General features: G+C 60.4%; 16 protein-coding genes. 6 read left to right on the top strand and 10 right to left on the bottom strand.

The genetic code is table 11. The annotated features are described in order from the left end of the window. Positions 1–32 precede the first annotated feature (32 nt). The 3 genes from KUIN1_RS10630 (at position 33) to xopAW (ending at position 2,684) form a co-directional block, all read left to right on the top strand. The gene (locus tag KUIN1_RS10630; protein ID WP_024660656.1) at positions 33–782 is read left to right on the top strand and encodes a response regulator; all 750 of its coding nucleotides are present in this window, start codon (positions 33–35) and stop codon (positions 780–782) included. After that, a complete protein-coding gene (locus KUIN1_RS10625) occupies positions 779–1,813 on the top strand; it encodes a sensor histidine kinase (protein WP_011267386.1) in 1,035 nt (344 codons plus the stop codon). The genes KUIN1_RS10630 and KUIN1_RS10625 overlap by 4 nt, the downstream gene beginning before the upstream one ends. A 115-nt stretch (positions 1,814–1,928) precedes the next feature. Then, positions 1,929–2,684 carry a XopAW family type III secretion system calcium-binding effector gene (gene xopAW, locus KUIN1_RS10620; protein WP_024660657.1) on the top strand — a complete coding sequence of 252 codons (756 nt, stop codon included), beginning with the start codon at positions 1,929–1,931 and terminating at the stop codon, positions 2,682–2,684. Between the two features lie 45 nt (positions 2,685–2,729). Here the strand turns inward: xopAW and KUIN1_RS10615 are convergent, their stop codons facing one another. The 8 genes from KUIN1_RS10615 to KUIN1_RS10580 form a co-directional block, all read right to left on the bottom strand. Continuing rightward, positions 2,730–3,776 carry an AI-2E family transporter gene (locus tag KUIN1_RS10615; RefSeq protein WP_003406124.1) on the bottom strand — a complete coding sequence of 349 codons (1,047 nt, stop codon included), beginning with the start codon at positions 3,774–3,776 and terminating at the stop codon, positions 2,730–2,732. 69 nt (positions 3,777–3,845) lie between these two features. Further along, positions 3,846–4,664: a DUF4892 domain-containing protein gene (locus tag KUIN1_RS10610; RefSeq protein WP_024660658.1), complete on the bottom strand. Its 819-nt coding sequence runs from the start codon at positions 4,662–4,664 to the stop codon at positions 3,846–3,848. A 139-nt stretch (positions 4,665–4,803) separates the two neighbouring features. Beyond that, on the bottom strand, positions 4,804–5,658 hold the full coding sequence (locus KUIN1_RS10605) for an alpha/beta hydrolase (protein WP_024660659.1): 855 nt from the start codon (positions 5,656–5,658) through the stop codon (positions 4,804–4,806). After that, positions 5,655–6,464, bottom strand: a complete 810-nt coding sequence (locus KUIN1_RS10600) for an alpha/beta fold hydrolase (RefSeq protein ID WP_024660660.1) — start codon at positions 6,462–6,464, stop codon at positions 5,655–5,657. Before KUIN1_RS10600 ends, KUIN1_RS10605 begins: the two co-directional genes overlap by 4 nt. A gap of 250 nt (positions 6,465–6,714) precedes the next feature. Next, positions 6,715–7,158 carry a hotdog fold thioesterase gene (locus tag KUIN1_RS10595; protein WP_003406128.1) on the bottom strand — a complete coding sequence of 148 codons (444 nt, stop codon included), beginning with the start codon at positions 7,156–7,158 and terminating at the stop codon, positions 6,715–6,717. Positions 7,159–7,220: 62 nt separating this feature from the next. Further along, complete coding sequence (gene sixA, locus KUIN1_RS10590) at positions 7,221–7,676, bottom strand: phosphohistidine phosphatase SixA (RefSeq protein WP_003406129.1); 456 nt, start codon at positions 7,674–7,676, stop codon at positions 7,221–7,223. Beyond that, a complete protein-coding gene (locus KUIN1_RS10585) occupies positions 7,673–8,017 on the bottom strand; it encodes a DUF4389 domain-containing protein (protein ID WP_003343544.1) in 345 nt (114 codons plus the stop codon). Before KUIN1_RS10585 ends, sixA begins: the two co-directional genes overlap by 4 nt. A gap of 24 nt (positions 8,018–8,041) precedes the next feature. Continuing rightward, positions 8,042–9,067 (bottom strand): NAD(P)H-dependent glycerol-3-phosphate dehydrogenase, encoded by a 1,026-nt coding sequence (locus KUIN1_RS10580; protein WP_003406131.1) that lies wholly within the window; start codon positions 9,065–9,067, stop codon positions 8,042–8,044. Positions 9,068–9,351: 284 nt separating this feature from the next. Between KUIN1_RS10580 and KUIN1_RS10575 the strand changes: the two genes are divergently transcribed. From KUIN1_RS10575 to fabB, 3 genes are all read left to right on the top strand, one after another. Next, positions 9,352–11,289: an ATP-binding protein gene (locus KUIN1_RS10575; protein ID WP_003406132.1), complete on the top strand. Its 1,938-nt coding sequence runs from the start codon at positions 9,352–9,354 to the stop codon at positions 11,287–11,289. Positions 11,290–11,510: 221 nt separating this feature from the next. Further along, complete coding sequence (gene fabA / locus KUIN1_RS10570; protein WP_003316569.1) at positions 11,511–12,026, top strand: 3-hydroxyacyl-[acyl-carrier-protein] dehydratase FabA; 516 nt, start codon at positions 11,511–11,513, stop codon at positions 12,024–12,026. 10 nt (positions 12,027–12,036) lie between these two features. After that, positions 12,037–13,260 carry a beta-ketoacyl-ACP synthase I gene (gene fabB / locus KUIN1_RS10565; RefSeq protein WP_152091976.1) on the top strand — a complete coding sequence of 408 codons (1,224 nt, stop codon included), beginning with the start codon at positions 12,037–12,039 and terminating at the stop codon, positions 13,258–13,260. Between the two features lie 654 nt (positions 13,261–13,914). Here the strand turns inward: fabB and KUIN1_RS10555 are convergent. Together KUIN1_RS10555 and htpG are read right to left on the bottom strand one after the other, a co-directional pair. Beyond that, positions 13,915–14,643: a dienelactone hydrolase family protein gene (locus KUIN1_RS10555; protein WP_058822265.1), complete on the bottom strand. Its 729-nt coding sequence runs from the start codon at positions 14,641–14,643 to the stop codon at positions 13,915–13,917. Between the two features lie 90 nt (positions 14,644–14,733). Next, entirely contained in the window at positions 14,734–16,641 is a 1,908-nt protein-coding gene (gene htpG / locus KUIN1_RS10550; RefSeq protein WP_003406139.1) for a molecular chaperone HtpG, read from the bottom strand. Between the last annotated feature and the right edge of the window lie 46 nt (positions 16,642–16,687).

The following is a 16,687-nucleotide window of genomic DNA, read 5'->3' as shown; positions in this document are numbered from 1 at the left end:
CCATGGCGGCACAAGCAGGCGACAGACGCATTATGCAAGCACTTCCCGACACTACCCTGGATGCCGCATCGACCGATCAGCGCTGGAGCGTTCGTGCGCTGATCGTCGATGACGATGTGGCCATTCGCGAACTGCTCTGCGACTACCTGACGCGCTTCAATATCAACGCCCGTGGCGTCACCGACGGCACGCAGATGCGTCAGGCACTGACCGACGAAACCTTCGACGTGGTGGTGCTGGACCTGATGCTGCCCGGTGAAGACGGCCTGTCACTGTGCCGCTGGCTGCGCAGTACGTCGGACATCCCGATCCTGATGCTGACCGCCCGCTGCGAACCGACTGACCGGATCATCGGCCTGGAACTGGGTGCCGACGATTACATGGCCAAACCGTTCGAGCCGCGCGAACTGGTCGCGCGCATCCAGACCATTCTGCGCCGGGTCCGTGACGAGCGCAGCGATCAGCGCACCACCATTCGTTTTGACGCCTGGCGCCTGAACAGCGTCCTGCGTCAGTTGACCGCGGCCGATGGCCTGGTGGTGCCGCTGTCCAACGCCGAGTTTCGTTTGTTACGCGTGTTTCTCGAGCGGCCACACCGGGTGCTGAGCCGTGAACAGTTGCTCGATGCTGCCCGAGGCCGCTCGATCGAGGCGTTTGACCGCAGTATCGATTTGCTGGTCTCGCGTCTGCGCCAGAAGCTCGGCGATGACCCGAAGAATCCGCAACTGATCAAGACCGTGCGCGGTGAAGGCTATCTGTTCGATGCCAGGGAGCTGGGTTGATCCGCAGATTCGATACGCTGTTCGCGCGACTGTTTGGTGGCGCTCTGTTGGCTATCCTGCTGGCGCACCTGCTGGCTTTCATCTGGTTCACCCAGTACGGCATGCGCCCCCCGCCGCCAACGCCCAACGAGTTCAACGCCGAGCATGGGCAATTCGATCAGCGGCCCATGCACAGACCGCCGATCCTCGGTGGCCCGCTCATATTGCTGTTCTTCCAGTTCATCACCCTGATCATTGCCGCGTGGTATGGCGCCAAGGCCCTCAGCCGTCCCGTGCGGAGCCTGAGCGAAGCCGCCGAACGCCTGAGTGAAGACCTCGACAGCCCGCCACTGGAAATCAGCGGCCCGCAGGAAGCCCGACAGGCTGCGCAGACGTTCAATCTGATGCAGCGCAAGATCCGCGAACAGATGCAGCAGCGCGGGCGCATGCTGGCTGCGGTCTCCCATGATCTGCGCACGCCCCTTTCGCGGCTCAAGCTGCGTGTCGAACAGATCGAGGAGCCCAGGCTGCACGGCCAGATGACTCAGGACCTCAATGACATGATCAGCATGCTCGACGCCACGCTTGCCTACCTCAATGAGCACCGGCGCAGCGAAGGCCTGCAGCAGTTCGACCTGCAGGCGCTGATCGAGTCGCAGGCCGAGAATGCCCAGGACAATGGCGACGACGTGCAATACGAAGGCCAGTGCAAGCCGCTCAAGACGCAGCCGATGGCACTGCGCTCGTGCCTGCAGAATCTGGTCGACAACGCTCTGCGTTATGCCGGCAGCGCGCGCATTGTGATTGAGGACAGCGCCGATCACGTGCGCATATCCGTCGTTGATCACGGACCAGGGATTGCGCCCGAGTTTCACGAGACGGTATTCGAACCATTCTTTCGCCTGGAAAGCTCGCGCAATCGCAACTCCGGCGGAATCGGCATGGGCATGAGTATCGCCCGGGAAGCGGCGCGGCGTATCGGCGGCGAGCTGTCGCTTGCGCAGACCCCGGGCGGCGGCCTGACGGCAATACTGGTCCTGCCACGCCTCTGACATATTCTGTATCACGCCACGTACAAAGCTTACATTCCCTCGACAACTGACGCCCCGAGGCTGCAAAAGCCGGTACACCGTTATCGGGCACATTCATCTCAGGGGAGTGAGACCAATGATCAGTGGAATAAGCAGCAGTTTCTCCAGCTACACCAGTTCGACCAGTGCAACCTCCAGCACCAGCAACAAGAAGTTTCAGGAAGAGCTGTTGGCCAAGCTGGATACCGATGGCGACGGCAGCATTGCCAAGAACGAGCTGAGCTCGGCCCTGTCGTCGAACAGCAAGGATGGTGTCACGGTGAGCCTGAGCAAGGCGTTCAGCGACCTGGACAGCAATGACGATGACAGCCTGGATGCCGACGAGCTGGCCGCCATGACACCACCTCCGCCGCCCATGCAGTCGGTCGACGAGCAGGCAGAAGACCTGCTCGGCGCGCTGGACAGCGATGGCGACGGCGCAATCAGCAGCGACGAGCTGACCACGGGGCTGAGCAATACGGGCAGCACGGCAAACAGCAACCAGGTGTTCGATGCACTGGACACTGACGAAGACGGCACAGTCAGCCTTGAAGAGCTGGTCGCCGGCATGCAGCCGCAACAGCCTTCTGCCGGTATGTCGTCTGCGCAGGTGAGCACTTCCAGTGCCACTGAAAGCACCAGCCTGTTCAGTACGCTGGACAGCAATAGCGACGACAGTATCAGCGCTTCCGAGTTGTCTGCCGCATTGAAGCAGAGTGACAGCACCATTGATCAGGGCAATACCGACCAGATCGCCACTCAGGCCTTGAACAAGATGATCGCCGCACTCAGCGAAAAATATGACACCCAGAGCAGCAAGCCAGTCGGCAAGTACCTGGACACCGCTGCGTAAGGCGAGGCTCCGCCGCGCGTCAGGGCGCGGCGGAAACTTTCGCCGTCAGCGGCTGCGGGCACGCTCGCTGCCGACCCAGTCGGTCAACAGGCTGTAAGCGACTGCCAGCAGCGTCGGGCCGATGAACAGGCCGATGAAGCCAAAGGCCAGCAAGCCTCCGAACACACCCAGCAAGACAATCACCAGCGGTAGATTGCCGCCCCTGCTGATCAGATATGGCTTGAGCACGTTGTCCACGCCACTGATGATGAACATCCCCCAGATGCCCAGAAATATCGCCATGCCGTACTCGCCCTGCCAGACCAGCCAGGCAGTGGCAGGCAGCCAGACCAAGGGCGGGCCCATCGGAATCAGACTGAACAGAAAGGTCAGAATCCCCAGCACCAGTGCACCGGGAATGCCCGCGATCAGGAAGCCGATCAGCGCCAGCACCGCCTGGGCCGCTGCCGTACCGATGACCCCGTTGACTACGCGTTGCACCGTGCCGGCGACCAGATCCAGATAATACTGGGCGCGCTCCCCGATCAGGCGTTCCAGCAGGCTGAGCACGAAGGCGGCCAGCCGCGGACCGTCCCTGTAGAAGAAGAAGGCGAAGACGATGCTCAGGGTCAGCTCCAGAATCCCGCTGCCGATCTGCGCACTGCGTGCCAGAATCCAGTTACCGACCTGACCCAGATGCGGCTTGAGCGTCGCCATGAATGCCGCGCCTTGCTGATCGATGGTGGTCCACAGCGCTACCAGTCTTTCGCCCACCAGCGGAATACCCGCCAGCCATTGCGGTGGATCGGGCAAGCCGTCGACCTGAATGTCCTTGATCAGGCCCGTGGCGTCACGCACATGGTCGGCGAGATTGAAGCCCAGCCACACCAGCGGCGCCGCGACCAGCAGCATCCAGCACAGGCACATCACCAGCGCAGCCAGCGACTCACGGCCCTTGAACCAGCGGGTCAGCAAACGCATCAGCGGCCAGCTGGCGAAGGCCAGTACCGCGCCCCAGACCAGCGCCGACCAGAACGGCGCCATCACCCAGAGGCAGGCACCAAACAGCGCCAGCAGCAGAATCTGCACCAACAGACGGTCATTGTTGAACATGCGCCATTCACTAAAAAGGATCGGAGAGAGCGAGCATAATGGCGAACCTGCCAGTCCGCCATCGCTGTTCTAGCGGATAACCTCGATCTTGAGCCCCTTGCCTTCAGTGACGCCAGCCTCGAGCCGGGCAGCGCGAACGCCTTTGGTGATCAGGGCGTCAAGCCAGGCGCCGGCACTGGGTCCGGACACCGTGGCGCGCAGGCCACTGTCCTGGTTAAGGGCGCGGGAAACCAGAGTAACCCAGGCATCCTGTGGCTCGCCGCCCAGGCGCGGAAGTTCCAGCGTGCCGGTGCTTCGCAATTGGCGCAGCAAGGTGGCCGAGGTCGGCAGCAGTTCGCCCAGTGGCGCAGCGGATTCAAACTGCTCGACGTGCAGGTAGGCACGGCGGTTGCCACGGGTGATGCTGTAAAGCGCTACCAGCGTGTCATTGCGCGGTTCTGCCAGACGCAGCAGCAGGTAAGCCTGGCGATCATCCGCGCCATACAGTTTGGCGTTGCCGAACACTTCGTTGGCCCACAGGCTGCTTTCTCCGCAGTCGCGCGCCTGACACCAGAACAGCAGCTCGGCACCCTGCTGCTGCAAGGCTTCGCGCGCCGCAGTGAAAGCGTCGTCGGCAGTGCGCTCGGCAGGTAATTGATAGGTGACAGACGTCAGATTGCCGCGCGCACTGACCTGCCCGTCGAAACGCAACTGGCCGCTGATCTTGCGGATCGAGCCCATCGGGTAGACCCGCTCGAGCTCGGCAGCCGGACGATAATCGACGATTTCCGTGTCGGCCAGACGCGGCAGAATCTGCAGATCGCGGCTGCCTGTTACATCGGCGGCGCACAGCACAGCGCTGAACATCGACAGGCACAAGGCGACAACGGGAACACTTGATAAACGCATGAGTGCTCTCATTGGCAGGCAAGCAGGGAACGAAAATATAAAAGATCGCCAGCGAGGCGGTCACCAGAGGCTGCGGATTGATCCATCACGGTTGACTCCTGTTTCAACCCGCCCAGCGTCGGCAGTTGCCGGGCTCAAGTCAAGAAGCAGCGAAGAAGCGATTGATACAGTGTGCAACAGCGCTCGCGCCCTGCTCGTCGTCCAGGTGCAGATGATGACCGCCTTCAAGCTGCACGACGTCGAAAGGCAGCCCGGACAGCATGAGCTGATTTTTCGTCAGCATGCCGCCTGTAGCGACCAGCAGTTGCGTCGGGCAACGGATAGCGTTGACGAAAGACATCGCCTGCTGATGTGTAAGACGTATCGCAGATGGCAACGTCAGGCGGCTGTCGCTGCGCCAGGTATAGCCGCCGGGTACCGGCATCAGACCGCGCTGGGCGAGTAATTCGGCAGCCTCGCGACTGACCGGGACGACGCCTTTCATACGCGCCTGAACAGCGCGTTGCTGATCCTCGTAAACCGGCTTTTTCTTGCCCGACAGCCTGAGCTGCGCCTGCAGCGCGGAGCCCATCCGCTCGGCGGCGGATTCGGGGTCGCCGGTCAAGGGAATCAAACCGTCGATCAGTGCCAGCCGCGTGACACGCTCCGGCAACGACCCGGCCAGCAATACCGAAATGATCGCGCCCAGTGAATGGCCCATCAGGGCGAAACGCTGCCAGCCCAATTGCTCGGCGACCTGCAGCACGTCGAACACGTAGTCGGCCAGCGCATAGGACGCCCCGGCAGGCCGATGCTGTGAATGACCATGCCCGGCCAGATCGAGCGCCACGATGCGCAGGCCATCCAGTTGCGGCGCCAGGCGGGCAAAGCTGTTGGCATTGTCGAGCCAGCCGTGCACGGCAATCACCGGCTGGCCGTCCTCGGGGCCGTAAAGATGGGCAGCCAGTTCGATATGCCCCAGATTGAAACGGACCTCCTCCACGCTAAACGTCACGCCGTCACCCTTGAGGCGCTGCGCGCGTCCCAGCGAGCCAGCAGCGTCTTGAGCAGCCATGCGGTTTCATCCGGTCGTTCAAGGGGAAACATGTGCCCTCCGGGCATGGACAGGTATTCGCCTTCGCGCATGCGTCGGGCCAGATAGCCATGATGAGGCATGATCACCCGGCTGTGTTGACCGCGCACCATGGCCAGCGGCACCTTGAGTTGCCGTGACGGCACCGGGCTGGTGTGCGGGATACTGCGGTAGATGCTGATCTCGGTCGCCGGGTCGAAGCGCAGACGCCACTGCCCGCACTCCTCGCGCAGACCGTGTTGCAGGTAAGCGGTCAGGCAGTCGGGATCGAAGCGGCTGAACAGGGTCTTGCCCGCGAAGTAGGCGCGTGCCGACGGCAGATCGTCAAACGCCTCACGTCGGCCCAGGGTGCGACCCGCTGGCGTGATGCGGTCGATAAAGCCCAGCCGCTTGGCGGCGCGTATGAACAACTGGTCAGCCAGGCCCAGCACCGGCGAATCGAGCATCACCACGCCCCGGTAGAGTTCCGGGCAGCGCAATGCGGCATGCAGGTGCAACACGCCACCGAGCGAGTGCCCTACCCCCCACACCGGGCCCGGCTGCTCACGCAGATGGTGGATCAGCTCATCGACCAGACTCAGCCAATTGTCATCCACCGGAAAACGCGGGTCATGGGCATGCTGCTCAAGATGAGTCACCGAATACTCCGGTGCCAGCGCGCAAAACAGCTTGCTGTACGTCGCCGAAGGGAAGCCATTGGCGTGAGCAAAAAACACCGGTTGCGACATGCCGATACTTCCATGAGCGGGCGAGTCACGATTGTGCCAAGTTGCTTCGCAGATCGGCAATGACTGGAACCGCCATCGCAGGTGTCACTCCGGCCATCAGGATGACCCGATACGGCGGTCGGAGCAGCATGAAGGCCTATAAAGACTGGGTGAACCGGTCCAGGCAAGCCTTTATATAGGCGACCTGAAAACCAAAAGACTGCCTGAAGAGAGCCTTGGCTTAAGCAGAGGGATTAATAGCTGAGAACCCTCAATTGACTGGAGGCTCTTTGCCATGCGCTACGACGGCAACCGTCAGGCGCGAAATGCAGCTTGGCTTGCCTTCGTCGTTGCTGATGCGGATGTCCCATACATGAGTGGTCCGGCCTATGTGCACAGGCCTGACCACACCGGTGACACGCCCGCTACGCACACCACGCAAATGGTTGGCGTTGACCTCCAGCCCGACGCAGAAATACTTGCTCGGGTCGACGATCAGGTAACTGGCCATCGAGCCCAGCGACTCGGCCAGGACCACGGAGGCACCGCCGTGCAGCAGCCCGAAAGGCTGATGGGTACGTTGATCGACCACCATGCTGGCCGTCAGAGAATCATCGGTGAATGCTTCGAAGCGAATATCCAGCACTTCGCCGATGGTGTTTTTTTGAGCCGCCATAAGGGCTTCGATATCGGGAGCCTGACGCCATATGCTCATGCTGAATCCTTTTCCCGGGAGAGCCGCATTCGCGGCGGTCATTCATTGCGCGTACAGGCTGTTCAGACGTGCCTGACGCTGTTGAGGCGCATGCCGCCTGCCACTACGAACTCGCCTTCCAGTTCGGCAAGACTGGCCGTGCTCATCGGCTCGGCCTGTTGCGGACTGCCATGCGCCAGTACCCCGATCAGTTCGCCCACCAAAGGCTGATGGCTGACCAGCAGTACTTCATCGACACCCAGCTTGTCCAGTTGCGCCAGCACCTCACGCGGGCTGCTGTCGGGGGTAAGCCAGGGCGCGGTGACGATCGAGCCATCGAATGCCAACGACTGACGCACCAGCTCGGCAGTCTGTTGTGCACGCACGTAGGGGCTGGCAATGATCCGTTGCACGGGCTTGTCTGTCAGGTGCAGCGCACTTTTCAGCACTTCCTCACGCCCATGTGCAGTCAACTCGCGCTCGGCATCACTGCGCGCCCGCGACTGCGCTTCGCCATGACGCAATACCCAGACCTTCATGGCTTTGGCGCCTCATTGCGCACCGGCTGTGCCGCTGGCGGGACATGATGGGCCACCTCGCCTTCGGGCGCACGCGGCGCTGGCCAGTCGCCGAAAGGCCAGGGTTTGTGGTCGCTGTGAAACGTCCCGAAACGACCGATCTGCGCCAGGTACTGGCTGATGCTGTCGCCGAAGTTCATCAGGCCGCCATTCGGCGCGCCGTAAATCAGGCGATAGACCAATTGCACCAGCACCACGCCCGCCAGAATGATCTGGGCAACGTGCCATACCCCCAGAAACAGCAGCATCCACAGAATGCGCAGCAGGATCGATTCGTTGTGCTGGATTTTCGACTCGTTCAAGACCTTCTCCTGATCAGACTGAATTCAATTAAAGCCGGTAATCGAAATGAAATCGACGTCCGTCTTGGGCTCGGCCCGCATCAGCGCCTCAATGACCTGGCTGAGCGTACGGCCTTCAAAAAGAATCGCATGCAGCCCGGCGACCAATGGCATATAGACCTGCACTTCCTGCGCTTTGACCTTAAGCACCTTGAGGGTGTTCACACCCTCGGCCACCTCGCCCAGGCGCGTGACCGCTTCATCCAGCGTCAGCCCCTGGCCCAGCGCAAAGCCGACCTGATAGTTGCGGCTTTTCGGCGAGGAACAGGTGACGATGAGATCGCCCACCCCGGCCAGGCCCAGAAAGGTCATCGGGTTGGCGCCCTGGCTGACCGCAAACCGGGTCATTTCCGCCAGCGCCCGGGTGATCAGCATGCTTTTGGTGTTTTCGCCCATGTCCAGCGCCACCGCCATGCCGGCAATAATCGCGTAGACGTTCTTCAGGGCCCCGCCCAGTTCGACACCAAACCGGTCATTGCTGGCATAGACGCGAAAGGTTCGCCCGTGCAATGCAGCCTGAACCTCCTGACACAGTGCCTCGTCTTCGCTGGCAACCACTGTTGCGGTCAGCGCATGTTCGGCGATTTCCCGCGCCAGATTGGGCCCGGACAACACGCCGATACGCGCCTGCGGGACGATCTCTTCGAGGATCTGACTCATGAGCTTGAAGCTCTGCGCTTCGATACCCTTGGTCAGGCTCACCAGCATCTTGCCATTCAGGCGCGCGACATGAGGCGACAACACCGAGCGCAAGGCACTCGATGGCAAGGCGACGAAGATCAGTTCGCTGGCGTCGAGCACCGCCGTCAGGTCGGTGACCGGCTCGACTTCAGGACGAATCTTGATGCCCTTGAGGTAGCGGGGGTTTTCACGATTGACGCGAATGGCCTCAGCCTGCTCCGGATCGCGCATCCACTGACGAACCTGATGGCCGTTCTCGGCCAGCAGATTGGCAATGGCCGTACCGAAGCTGCCACCGCCAAGCACCGCGACGGGTTGCTGTGTGGTCATAAAACTATCCATCCAGAGCCATTCAAGTGGCGATGCCGTCATTATACGGAGCAACACGTTATCGGCCAGCGACAAAGCTGTTCGGTTACGCACTCCGTACGTCATCATTCAACAAGTTCGCTGGAAACACGCGCCATCTCGGTTAACATGCGCGCACAGCATGAATCATCGCGATGGTCGGACTGCCTTGTGCAGCCGGACCGATTCGCGACCACCGGGCGAACAGGCATGGACGCATCAATCGAACTACCTCCGCCGTGCCTTGCGCGCGAGGCGCACAGCCGATGAAGTTTCGGCACTGGGACATCAATACCCGCACGCAGATCATCAGCCTTGGCCCTGCCCTGTTGCTGACGGCTTTGCTGATCAGCTTTTTTACCTTCGTACGTATTCAGGACCTGCGTCAGGAGCTCAATCACACCGGGCAACTGATCGCCAATCAACTGGCGACCGCGGTCGAGCCGGGCGTGACCACGGGCGATATCGAGGGGCTCAAGGCGTTGATGCGCGCCACCCTGTCCATGCCCAGCGTTCGCTATGTGGAAATTCAGGACAGCTCCAATACCGCCGTGATCTACATAGACCAGCCGCGTGAAAACGAGCAGCAGACCCGGCAGATGGAAGTCTTCCTCGCCCCCGTTCAACCGCAGCGCACCACCATTCACGGCAATCCCGGCGCGCCGGCCGCAGGAAAAGGCCAACCCGCGCAGGGTGCTTCACAGAGTTATCTGGGGCGGGTTCTGGTGGGCATGTCCAGCGAAGCATTCAGCCGACGTCAGCAGGAGATACTGCTCAAGGCCGGCGTCCTGGCGATGGTCGCCTTGTTGTTCGCCTTTCTGCTGGCGCGCAGCCTGGCCTTGAGCCTGTCCAGACCCATCAGCGATATGGGCGAAGCGCTCAAGGCGATTCAACAGGGCGATTACCACACGCCCATGCCGGTCAGCGACGACGCCGAGCTGGGCGCGCTCGCGCGGCACATCAATAATCTGGCAGAGAACCTGCACCGCGCCAGCCTCGAGCAGCAGCGCTCGGTGGCACAACTGATCCAGACGCGGGAAGAAGCCGAACAGGCCAACCGCGCCAAATCGGATTTTCTGGCCATGATGAGTCACGAGCTGCGTACCCCCATGAACGGCGTACTGGGCATGCTGCAGTTGCTGGAAACCACGCACATGACCCATGAGCAGAGCGAGTACGCGACGCTGGCGACCGAATCCACCGAGCATCTGCTGCGGGTCATCAACGATATCCTCGACTTTTCCCGCATTGAGCGCGATGCCCTGCAAATGGAAGGCATACCGTTCAACCTGGCTGAACTGGTCAGCGCCTCGACCCACGCCTTCAACCACAGCGCCGCGCAACGCAACCTGCTGCTGGAGCTGCACATTCAGCCAGGCCTGGAGACCATGAACGTCATAGGCGATCCGACCCGCATTCGCCAGATTCTGGTGAACCTGATCGGCAACGCACTTAAATTCACCGAGCAAGGCAAGGTCTGCGTGGACGCCAGGTGGGCAATGCTCGACGATGAGCGGCTGCACTTTACCTGTGCGGTACAGGACAGCGGCATCGGTATCGACGCCGAGCGACTGGAATCGATGTTCGATGCGTTCAAGCAGGCCGATAGCTCCATTTCCAGGCGTTACGGCGGCACGGGGCTGGGGCTGCCGATTGCACGGACCCTGGCCGAACGCATGGGCGGCACCTTGTACGCCGAGAGCAAGGAAGGTTCGGGCTCGTTGTTCACGCTGCAGATCCCCCTGCCCCTCTCGCGCGATGCCTCGGTGGCTATTGCCAAACCGCTGTCGATACTCGATGCACATGGCCGGGAGCGCAGTATCCTGCTGGTCGAAGACAACCCGGTGAACCGCACGGTGGTGCAGGCCATGTTGCGTAATCTGGGATGTGAGGTCGATATCGCCGTCGACGGGGCCGAAGCGGTGATGAAGGCACGTGCAGGCAACCACGCGCTGATTCTCATGGATTGCCGACTGCCGGTCATGGATGGCTACGAGGCCACCCGTCGAATCAGGCAACTTTCCGGGCTGGAACGAATCCCAATCATTGCCCTGACAGCCAACGCGTTACAGGGGGACCGGGACGCCTGTTTGCAGGCAGGAATGGATGATTACCTGCCAAAGCCCTTCAAACATGCTGATTTACAGCAGGTTTTACAGCGCTGGCTGTCCTTTGAAGCACCTGCGACTGGCGATAAATGTTAAATTACGGCAGTCTTGGCATCCAGATCGGCCAGCAAAATCGGCTGAATGACAAAATTCAGTGTACAGGTGTACCTTGATTTCACCTGCGCTGTGACTTTCATTACAACGCAACAGTCTATGAGTAGGCTGCCGGACAGGGTCCTGGCGAAATTATCGCGCCAGGACTGGCGTTCGGGCCAGTGGCGCCACAACCTGCCGCACAAGATTATTGAGGAGCTCGCATGACCAAACAACACGCCTTTACCCGGGAAGACCTGCTGCGCTGCAGTCGTGGCGAGCTGTTCGGCCCAGGTAATGCGCAACTGCCCGCCCCCAACATGCTGATGGTTGATCGCATCACGCACATCAGCGATGAGGGCGGCAAGTTCGGCAAGGGTGAGTTGGTCGCCGAACTGGATATCAATCCGGACCTGTGGTTCTTTGCCTGCCACTTCGAAGGTGATCCGGTCATGCCCGGATGCCTGGGCCTCGACGCCATGTGGCAGCTGGTTGGCTTCTATCTTGGCTGGCAGGGCAACCCCGGCCGTGGCCGCGCCCTGGGTTCAGGCGAAGTGAAGTTTTTCGGTCAGGTTCTGCCTACCGCCAAAAAAGTCACTTACAACATCCATATCAAGCGCGTCCTGAAGGGCAAGCTGAACCTGGCCATCGCCGACGGTTCGGTGAGTGTCGACGGTCGCGAAATCTATACCGCCGAAGGCCTCCGGGTCGGCGTGTTCACTTCCACTGAAAATTTCTAAGGGTACTCGCATGCGCCGCGTCGTTATCACTGGTCTGGGTATTGTTTCCTGCTTGGGCAATGACAAAGACACCGTCACCGCTAACCTGCGTGCTAACCGCCCTGGCATCCGTTTCAACCCGGAATATGCCGAAATGGGTCTGCGTAGCCAGGTTTCCGGCTCCATCGACCTGAATCTGGAAGAACTGATCGATCGCAAGATCTTCCGCTTCGTCGGCCATGCGGCAGCCTATGCCTATTTGGCGATGAAAGACGCCATCACCGACTCGGGCCTGACCGACGAGCAGGTTTCCAACGTGCGTACCGGCCTGATCGCCGGCAGCGGCGGCGCCTCGACCCTGAACCAGATGGAAGCGCTGGATACCCTGCGTGAAAAAGGCGTCAAGCGTGTCGGCCCTTACCGCGTCACGCGGACCATGGGCAGCACCGTTTCGGCCTGCCTGGCAACCCCGTTCAAGATCAAGGGTGTGAACTACTCCATCTCGTCCGCCTGCGCCACCAGCGCACACTGCATCGGCAACGCTGTCGAGCAGATCCAGCTGGGCAAGCAGGACATCGTCTTTGCCGGTGGCGGCGAAGAAGAGCACTGGAGCCAGTCGTTCCTGTTCGACGCGATGGGCGCGCTGTCCACCCAGTACAACGAGACGCCGGAAAAAGCCTCGCGTGCGTACGATGCCAAGCGTGACGGTTTCGTCATTGCCGGTGGTGGCGGCATGGTGGTTGTCGAAGAACTCGAACACGCTCTGGCGCGTGGCGCGAAGATCTACGCAGAAATCGTCGGTTACGGCGCGACCTCCGATGGCTACGACATGGTCGCACCCAGCGGTGAAGGTGCCATTCGTTGCATGAAGATGGCGCTGGGCGATATCGACTCCGGTGCCATTGACTACATCAACACCCATGGCACCTCGACTCCGGTCGGCGACGCCAAGGAAATGGAGGGCGTACGCGAAGTATTCGGCGCCAACGCTCCGGCGATCAGCTCCACCAAGAGCCTGTCGGGCCACTCGCTGGGCGCCGCAGGCGTCCACGAAGCGATCTACTGCCTGCTGATGATGGAGAACAACTTCATCGCAGGTTCGGCCAACATCGACGAGCTGGACCCGGTGGTTGCCGACATGCCTATCCTGCTCAAGACCCAGGAAGATGCGAAGCTCGATCTGCTCATGAGCAACAGCTTCGGCTTCGGCGGCACCAACGCCACGCTGGTGTTGAAACGCTGGGCGGGCAAGTAATACTGCTTTTGTCGCAAACAAAGAAGGCGCCTTTCGAGGCGCCTTTTTTGTGAGTCGGGCAAAGTGGCTAGTGTTCTTCGGTATATCTACGGGGACAATGGATCTTCAGAACATCTCTCGCTGCTCATGCTCCAGCATGGGAATGCAGCAGAGGACGCAGAGCGTCCAGAACGGCATGCCCACGCGGAGCATGGGCACGATAGTGTTCTCCGGCGCGCCTGCGGGAAGATGGATCTTCCGAACACCTCTCGTTCCTCACGCTCCAGCATGGGAATGCAGCAGAAGACGCAGAGCGTCCAGAACGGCATGCCCACGCGGAGCATGGGCACGATAGTGTTTCCCGGCGCGCCTGCGGGAAGATGGATCTTCCGAACACCTCTCGTTCCTCACGCTCCAGCGTGGGAATGCAGGAGAGGACGCAGAGCGTCCAGAACGGCATGCCCACGCGGAGCATGGGCACGATAGTGTTTCCCGGCGCGCCTGCGGGAAGATGGATCTTCCGAACACCTCTCGTTCCTCACGCGCCAGCGTGGGAATGCAGTTCACGACGCTCTGCGTCGAAAGAGGACGCAGAGCGTCCAGAACGGTATGTCCACGCGGGGCATGGGCACGATAGTGTTCTCCAGCACGCCTGCGGGGACGATAGGTGTTCCTTCAGCCGAACACTTCGTTCAGCAGGTCATGCATGGACTTGAACGCGCGGCTCGACACTTTGGGATCGTACATCATCATGCCCGGCACGTTGGCGTGCGGATCGGTGAAGGAATGGAATGCGCCGCCGTAGCTGTATAGCTGCCAGTCCACGCCAGCGGCGTTCATTTCATCTTCGAAAGCCGGCAGTTGCTCTTTCGGCACCAACGGGTCAGAAGCACCGTGCAGGACCAGCACCGAGCCCTTGATGTTATGCGCATCAGCAGGGTTAGGCGTATCCAGCGTGCCGTGAAAGGAAATAGCGGCTTTCAGCTCGGCACCGGTACGCGCCAGCTCCAGCGAGCAGCAGCCGCCAAAGCAGAAGCCGAACGTTGCGATCCTGCTTACATCCAGCGAAACATCCGCCTGACTCAGCAACTGATCGAGACCTGCCTGCATGCGCTTGCGCAACAAACCACGGTCGTTCTTCAGCGGCGTCATGGCGGCGCCTGCTTCGTCATTGTTACTCGGGCGAATCTGCTGGCCATAAAGATCAGCCAGCAATACCACGTAGCCCTTCTCGGCCACGGCTTTGGCAATGTCTTCGGCACCCTGGCTGACACCCATCCAGTTGGGCGCCATCAACAGACCTGGCTGTGCAGCAGTCGCTTTTGTGTCGTATACCAGGCGGCTTTCATAAGATTGACCATCAATCTGATAGACCACAGAACGAATTTCGATAGTGCTGCTCATTACTGACTCCTGATCGTTGGAGAAATGAAAGACGTGTCGCGGGAACTGAAACAAAAAACCCGCCGAGGCGGGTTTCTTGTCAACCGGCTATCAAACCGACAGTTCTACCAGCAACTTGTTCAGACGACGCACGTAAGCGGCCGGATCCTTGAGGCTGTCACCAGCGGCCAGCGCAGCCTGATCGAACAGGATGTGCGACAGATCGCCGAAGCGGTCTTCGCTCTGTTCGGCATCGAGCTTGCCGATCAACGGGTGGGCAGGGTTGAATTCGAAGATAGGCTTGGAATCCGGCACCTTTTGCCCGCTGGCTTCCAGAATCTGACGCATCTGCAGACCCATATCCTGCTCGCCAATGGCCAGAATTGCAGGCGAATCGGTCAGGCGATGGGAAACCCGCACTTCGCTTACCGACTCACCCAAGGCGGCTTTCAGACGCTCGATCAGGCCCTCCTTGTCCTTGGCGATCTCTTCCTGAGCCTTCTTGTCCTCTTCGGAGTCGAGATTGCCCAGGTCCAGGTCACCACGCGCCACATCCACAAAGCCCTTGCCATCGAAATCGCTCAGGTAGCTCATCAGCCACTCGTCGATACGATCGGTGAGCAACAGCACTTCAATGCCTTTCTTGCGGAAGACCTCAAGGTGCGGGCTGTTCTTGACCTGTGCGTAGGATTCGCCAGTGAGGTAGTAAATCTTGTCCTGACCTTCCTTGGCGCGCGCCAGGTACTCGGCCAGGGAAACGCTCTGTTCGCCGCTGTCGTCGGACGTCGACGCGAAACGCAGCAGACCGGCGATTTTTTCCTTGTTGGCGAAGTCTTCGGCCGGACCTTCCTTGAGGACCTGACCGAAGTTTTTCCAGAAGCCCTTGTACTTCTCGGGCTCGTTTTTCGCCAGCTTCTCCAGCATGTCCAGCACGCGCTTGGTCAGCGCCGACTTCATCGAGTCGATGATCGGGTCTTTCTGCAGGATTTCGCGGGAAACGTTCAGCGACAGGTCATTGGAGTCGACCACGCCTTTGACGAAGCGCATGTACAGCGGCAGGAACGACTCGGCCTGATCCATCACGAACACGCGCTGCACGTAGAGCTTGAGACCACGCGGTGCTTCGCGCTGATACAGATCAAACGGCGCACGCGCAGGCACGTACAGCAGCGAGGTGTATTCCAGCTTGCCTTCGACCTTGTTATGGCTCCAGCTCAGCGGGTTCTCGTAGTCGTGCGCGACGTGCTTGTAGAACTCCTGGTACTCCTCGTCCTTCACCTCGGTGCGCGGACGGGTCCAAAGCGCGCTGGCGCGGTTGACGGTTTCCCATTCCAGCGCCGCAGGCTCCTCGCCTTCGGCTGCCGGAGCCTGCTCTTTGGGCAGCTCGATCGGCAAGGCGATATGGTCGGAGTATTTCTTGATGATGTTGCGAAGGCGGTAGCCGTCAGCGAATTCCTCTTCACCGTTTTTCAGGTGCAGAACAATACGGGTGCCACGATCAGCCTTGTCGACGGTGGCGACTTCGAACTCGCCTTCGCCCTTGGAAGACCAGTGCACACCTTCGCTCGCTGGCGTGCCGGCACGACGACTGAACACTTCGACCTGATCGGCAACGATGAACGCCGAGTAGAAGCCCACACCGAACTGACCGATCAGGTGCGAGTCCTTCTTCTGGTCGCCCGACAGGTTTTTCATGAAATCGGCGGTGCCGGACTTGGCGATCGTGCCCAGGTGGGTGATCACGTCTTCACGGCTCATACCGATGCCGTTGTCTTCAAGCGTAACGGTCTTCGCGTCCTTGTCGAAGCTCACACGAATTTTCAGCTCCGCGCCGCCTTCCAGCAACTCGGGCTTGGACAACGCTTCAAAACGCAATTTGTCGACCGCGTCAGACGCGTTCGAGATCAGTTCGCGAAGGAAAATTTCCTTGTTGGAATACAGCGAATGGATCATGAGGTGCAGCAGTTGCTTTACCTCGGTCTGGAAGCCCAGGGTTTCCTTTTGAGTTTCCACACTCATAATCATCAAACTCCGATCTGGATGGTATAAGCCGTCACGGTCAGGC

The organism is Pseudomonas sp. KUIN-1, assembly GCF_009176725.1.
Taxonomy (GTDB): domain Bacteria; phylum Pseudomonadota; class Gammaproteobacteria; order Pseudomonadales; family Pseudomonadaceae; genus Aquipseudomonas; species Aquipseudomonas fragariae.
This window is presented reverse-complemented; position numbering and strand designations above follow the sequence as displayed.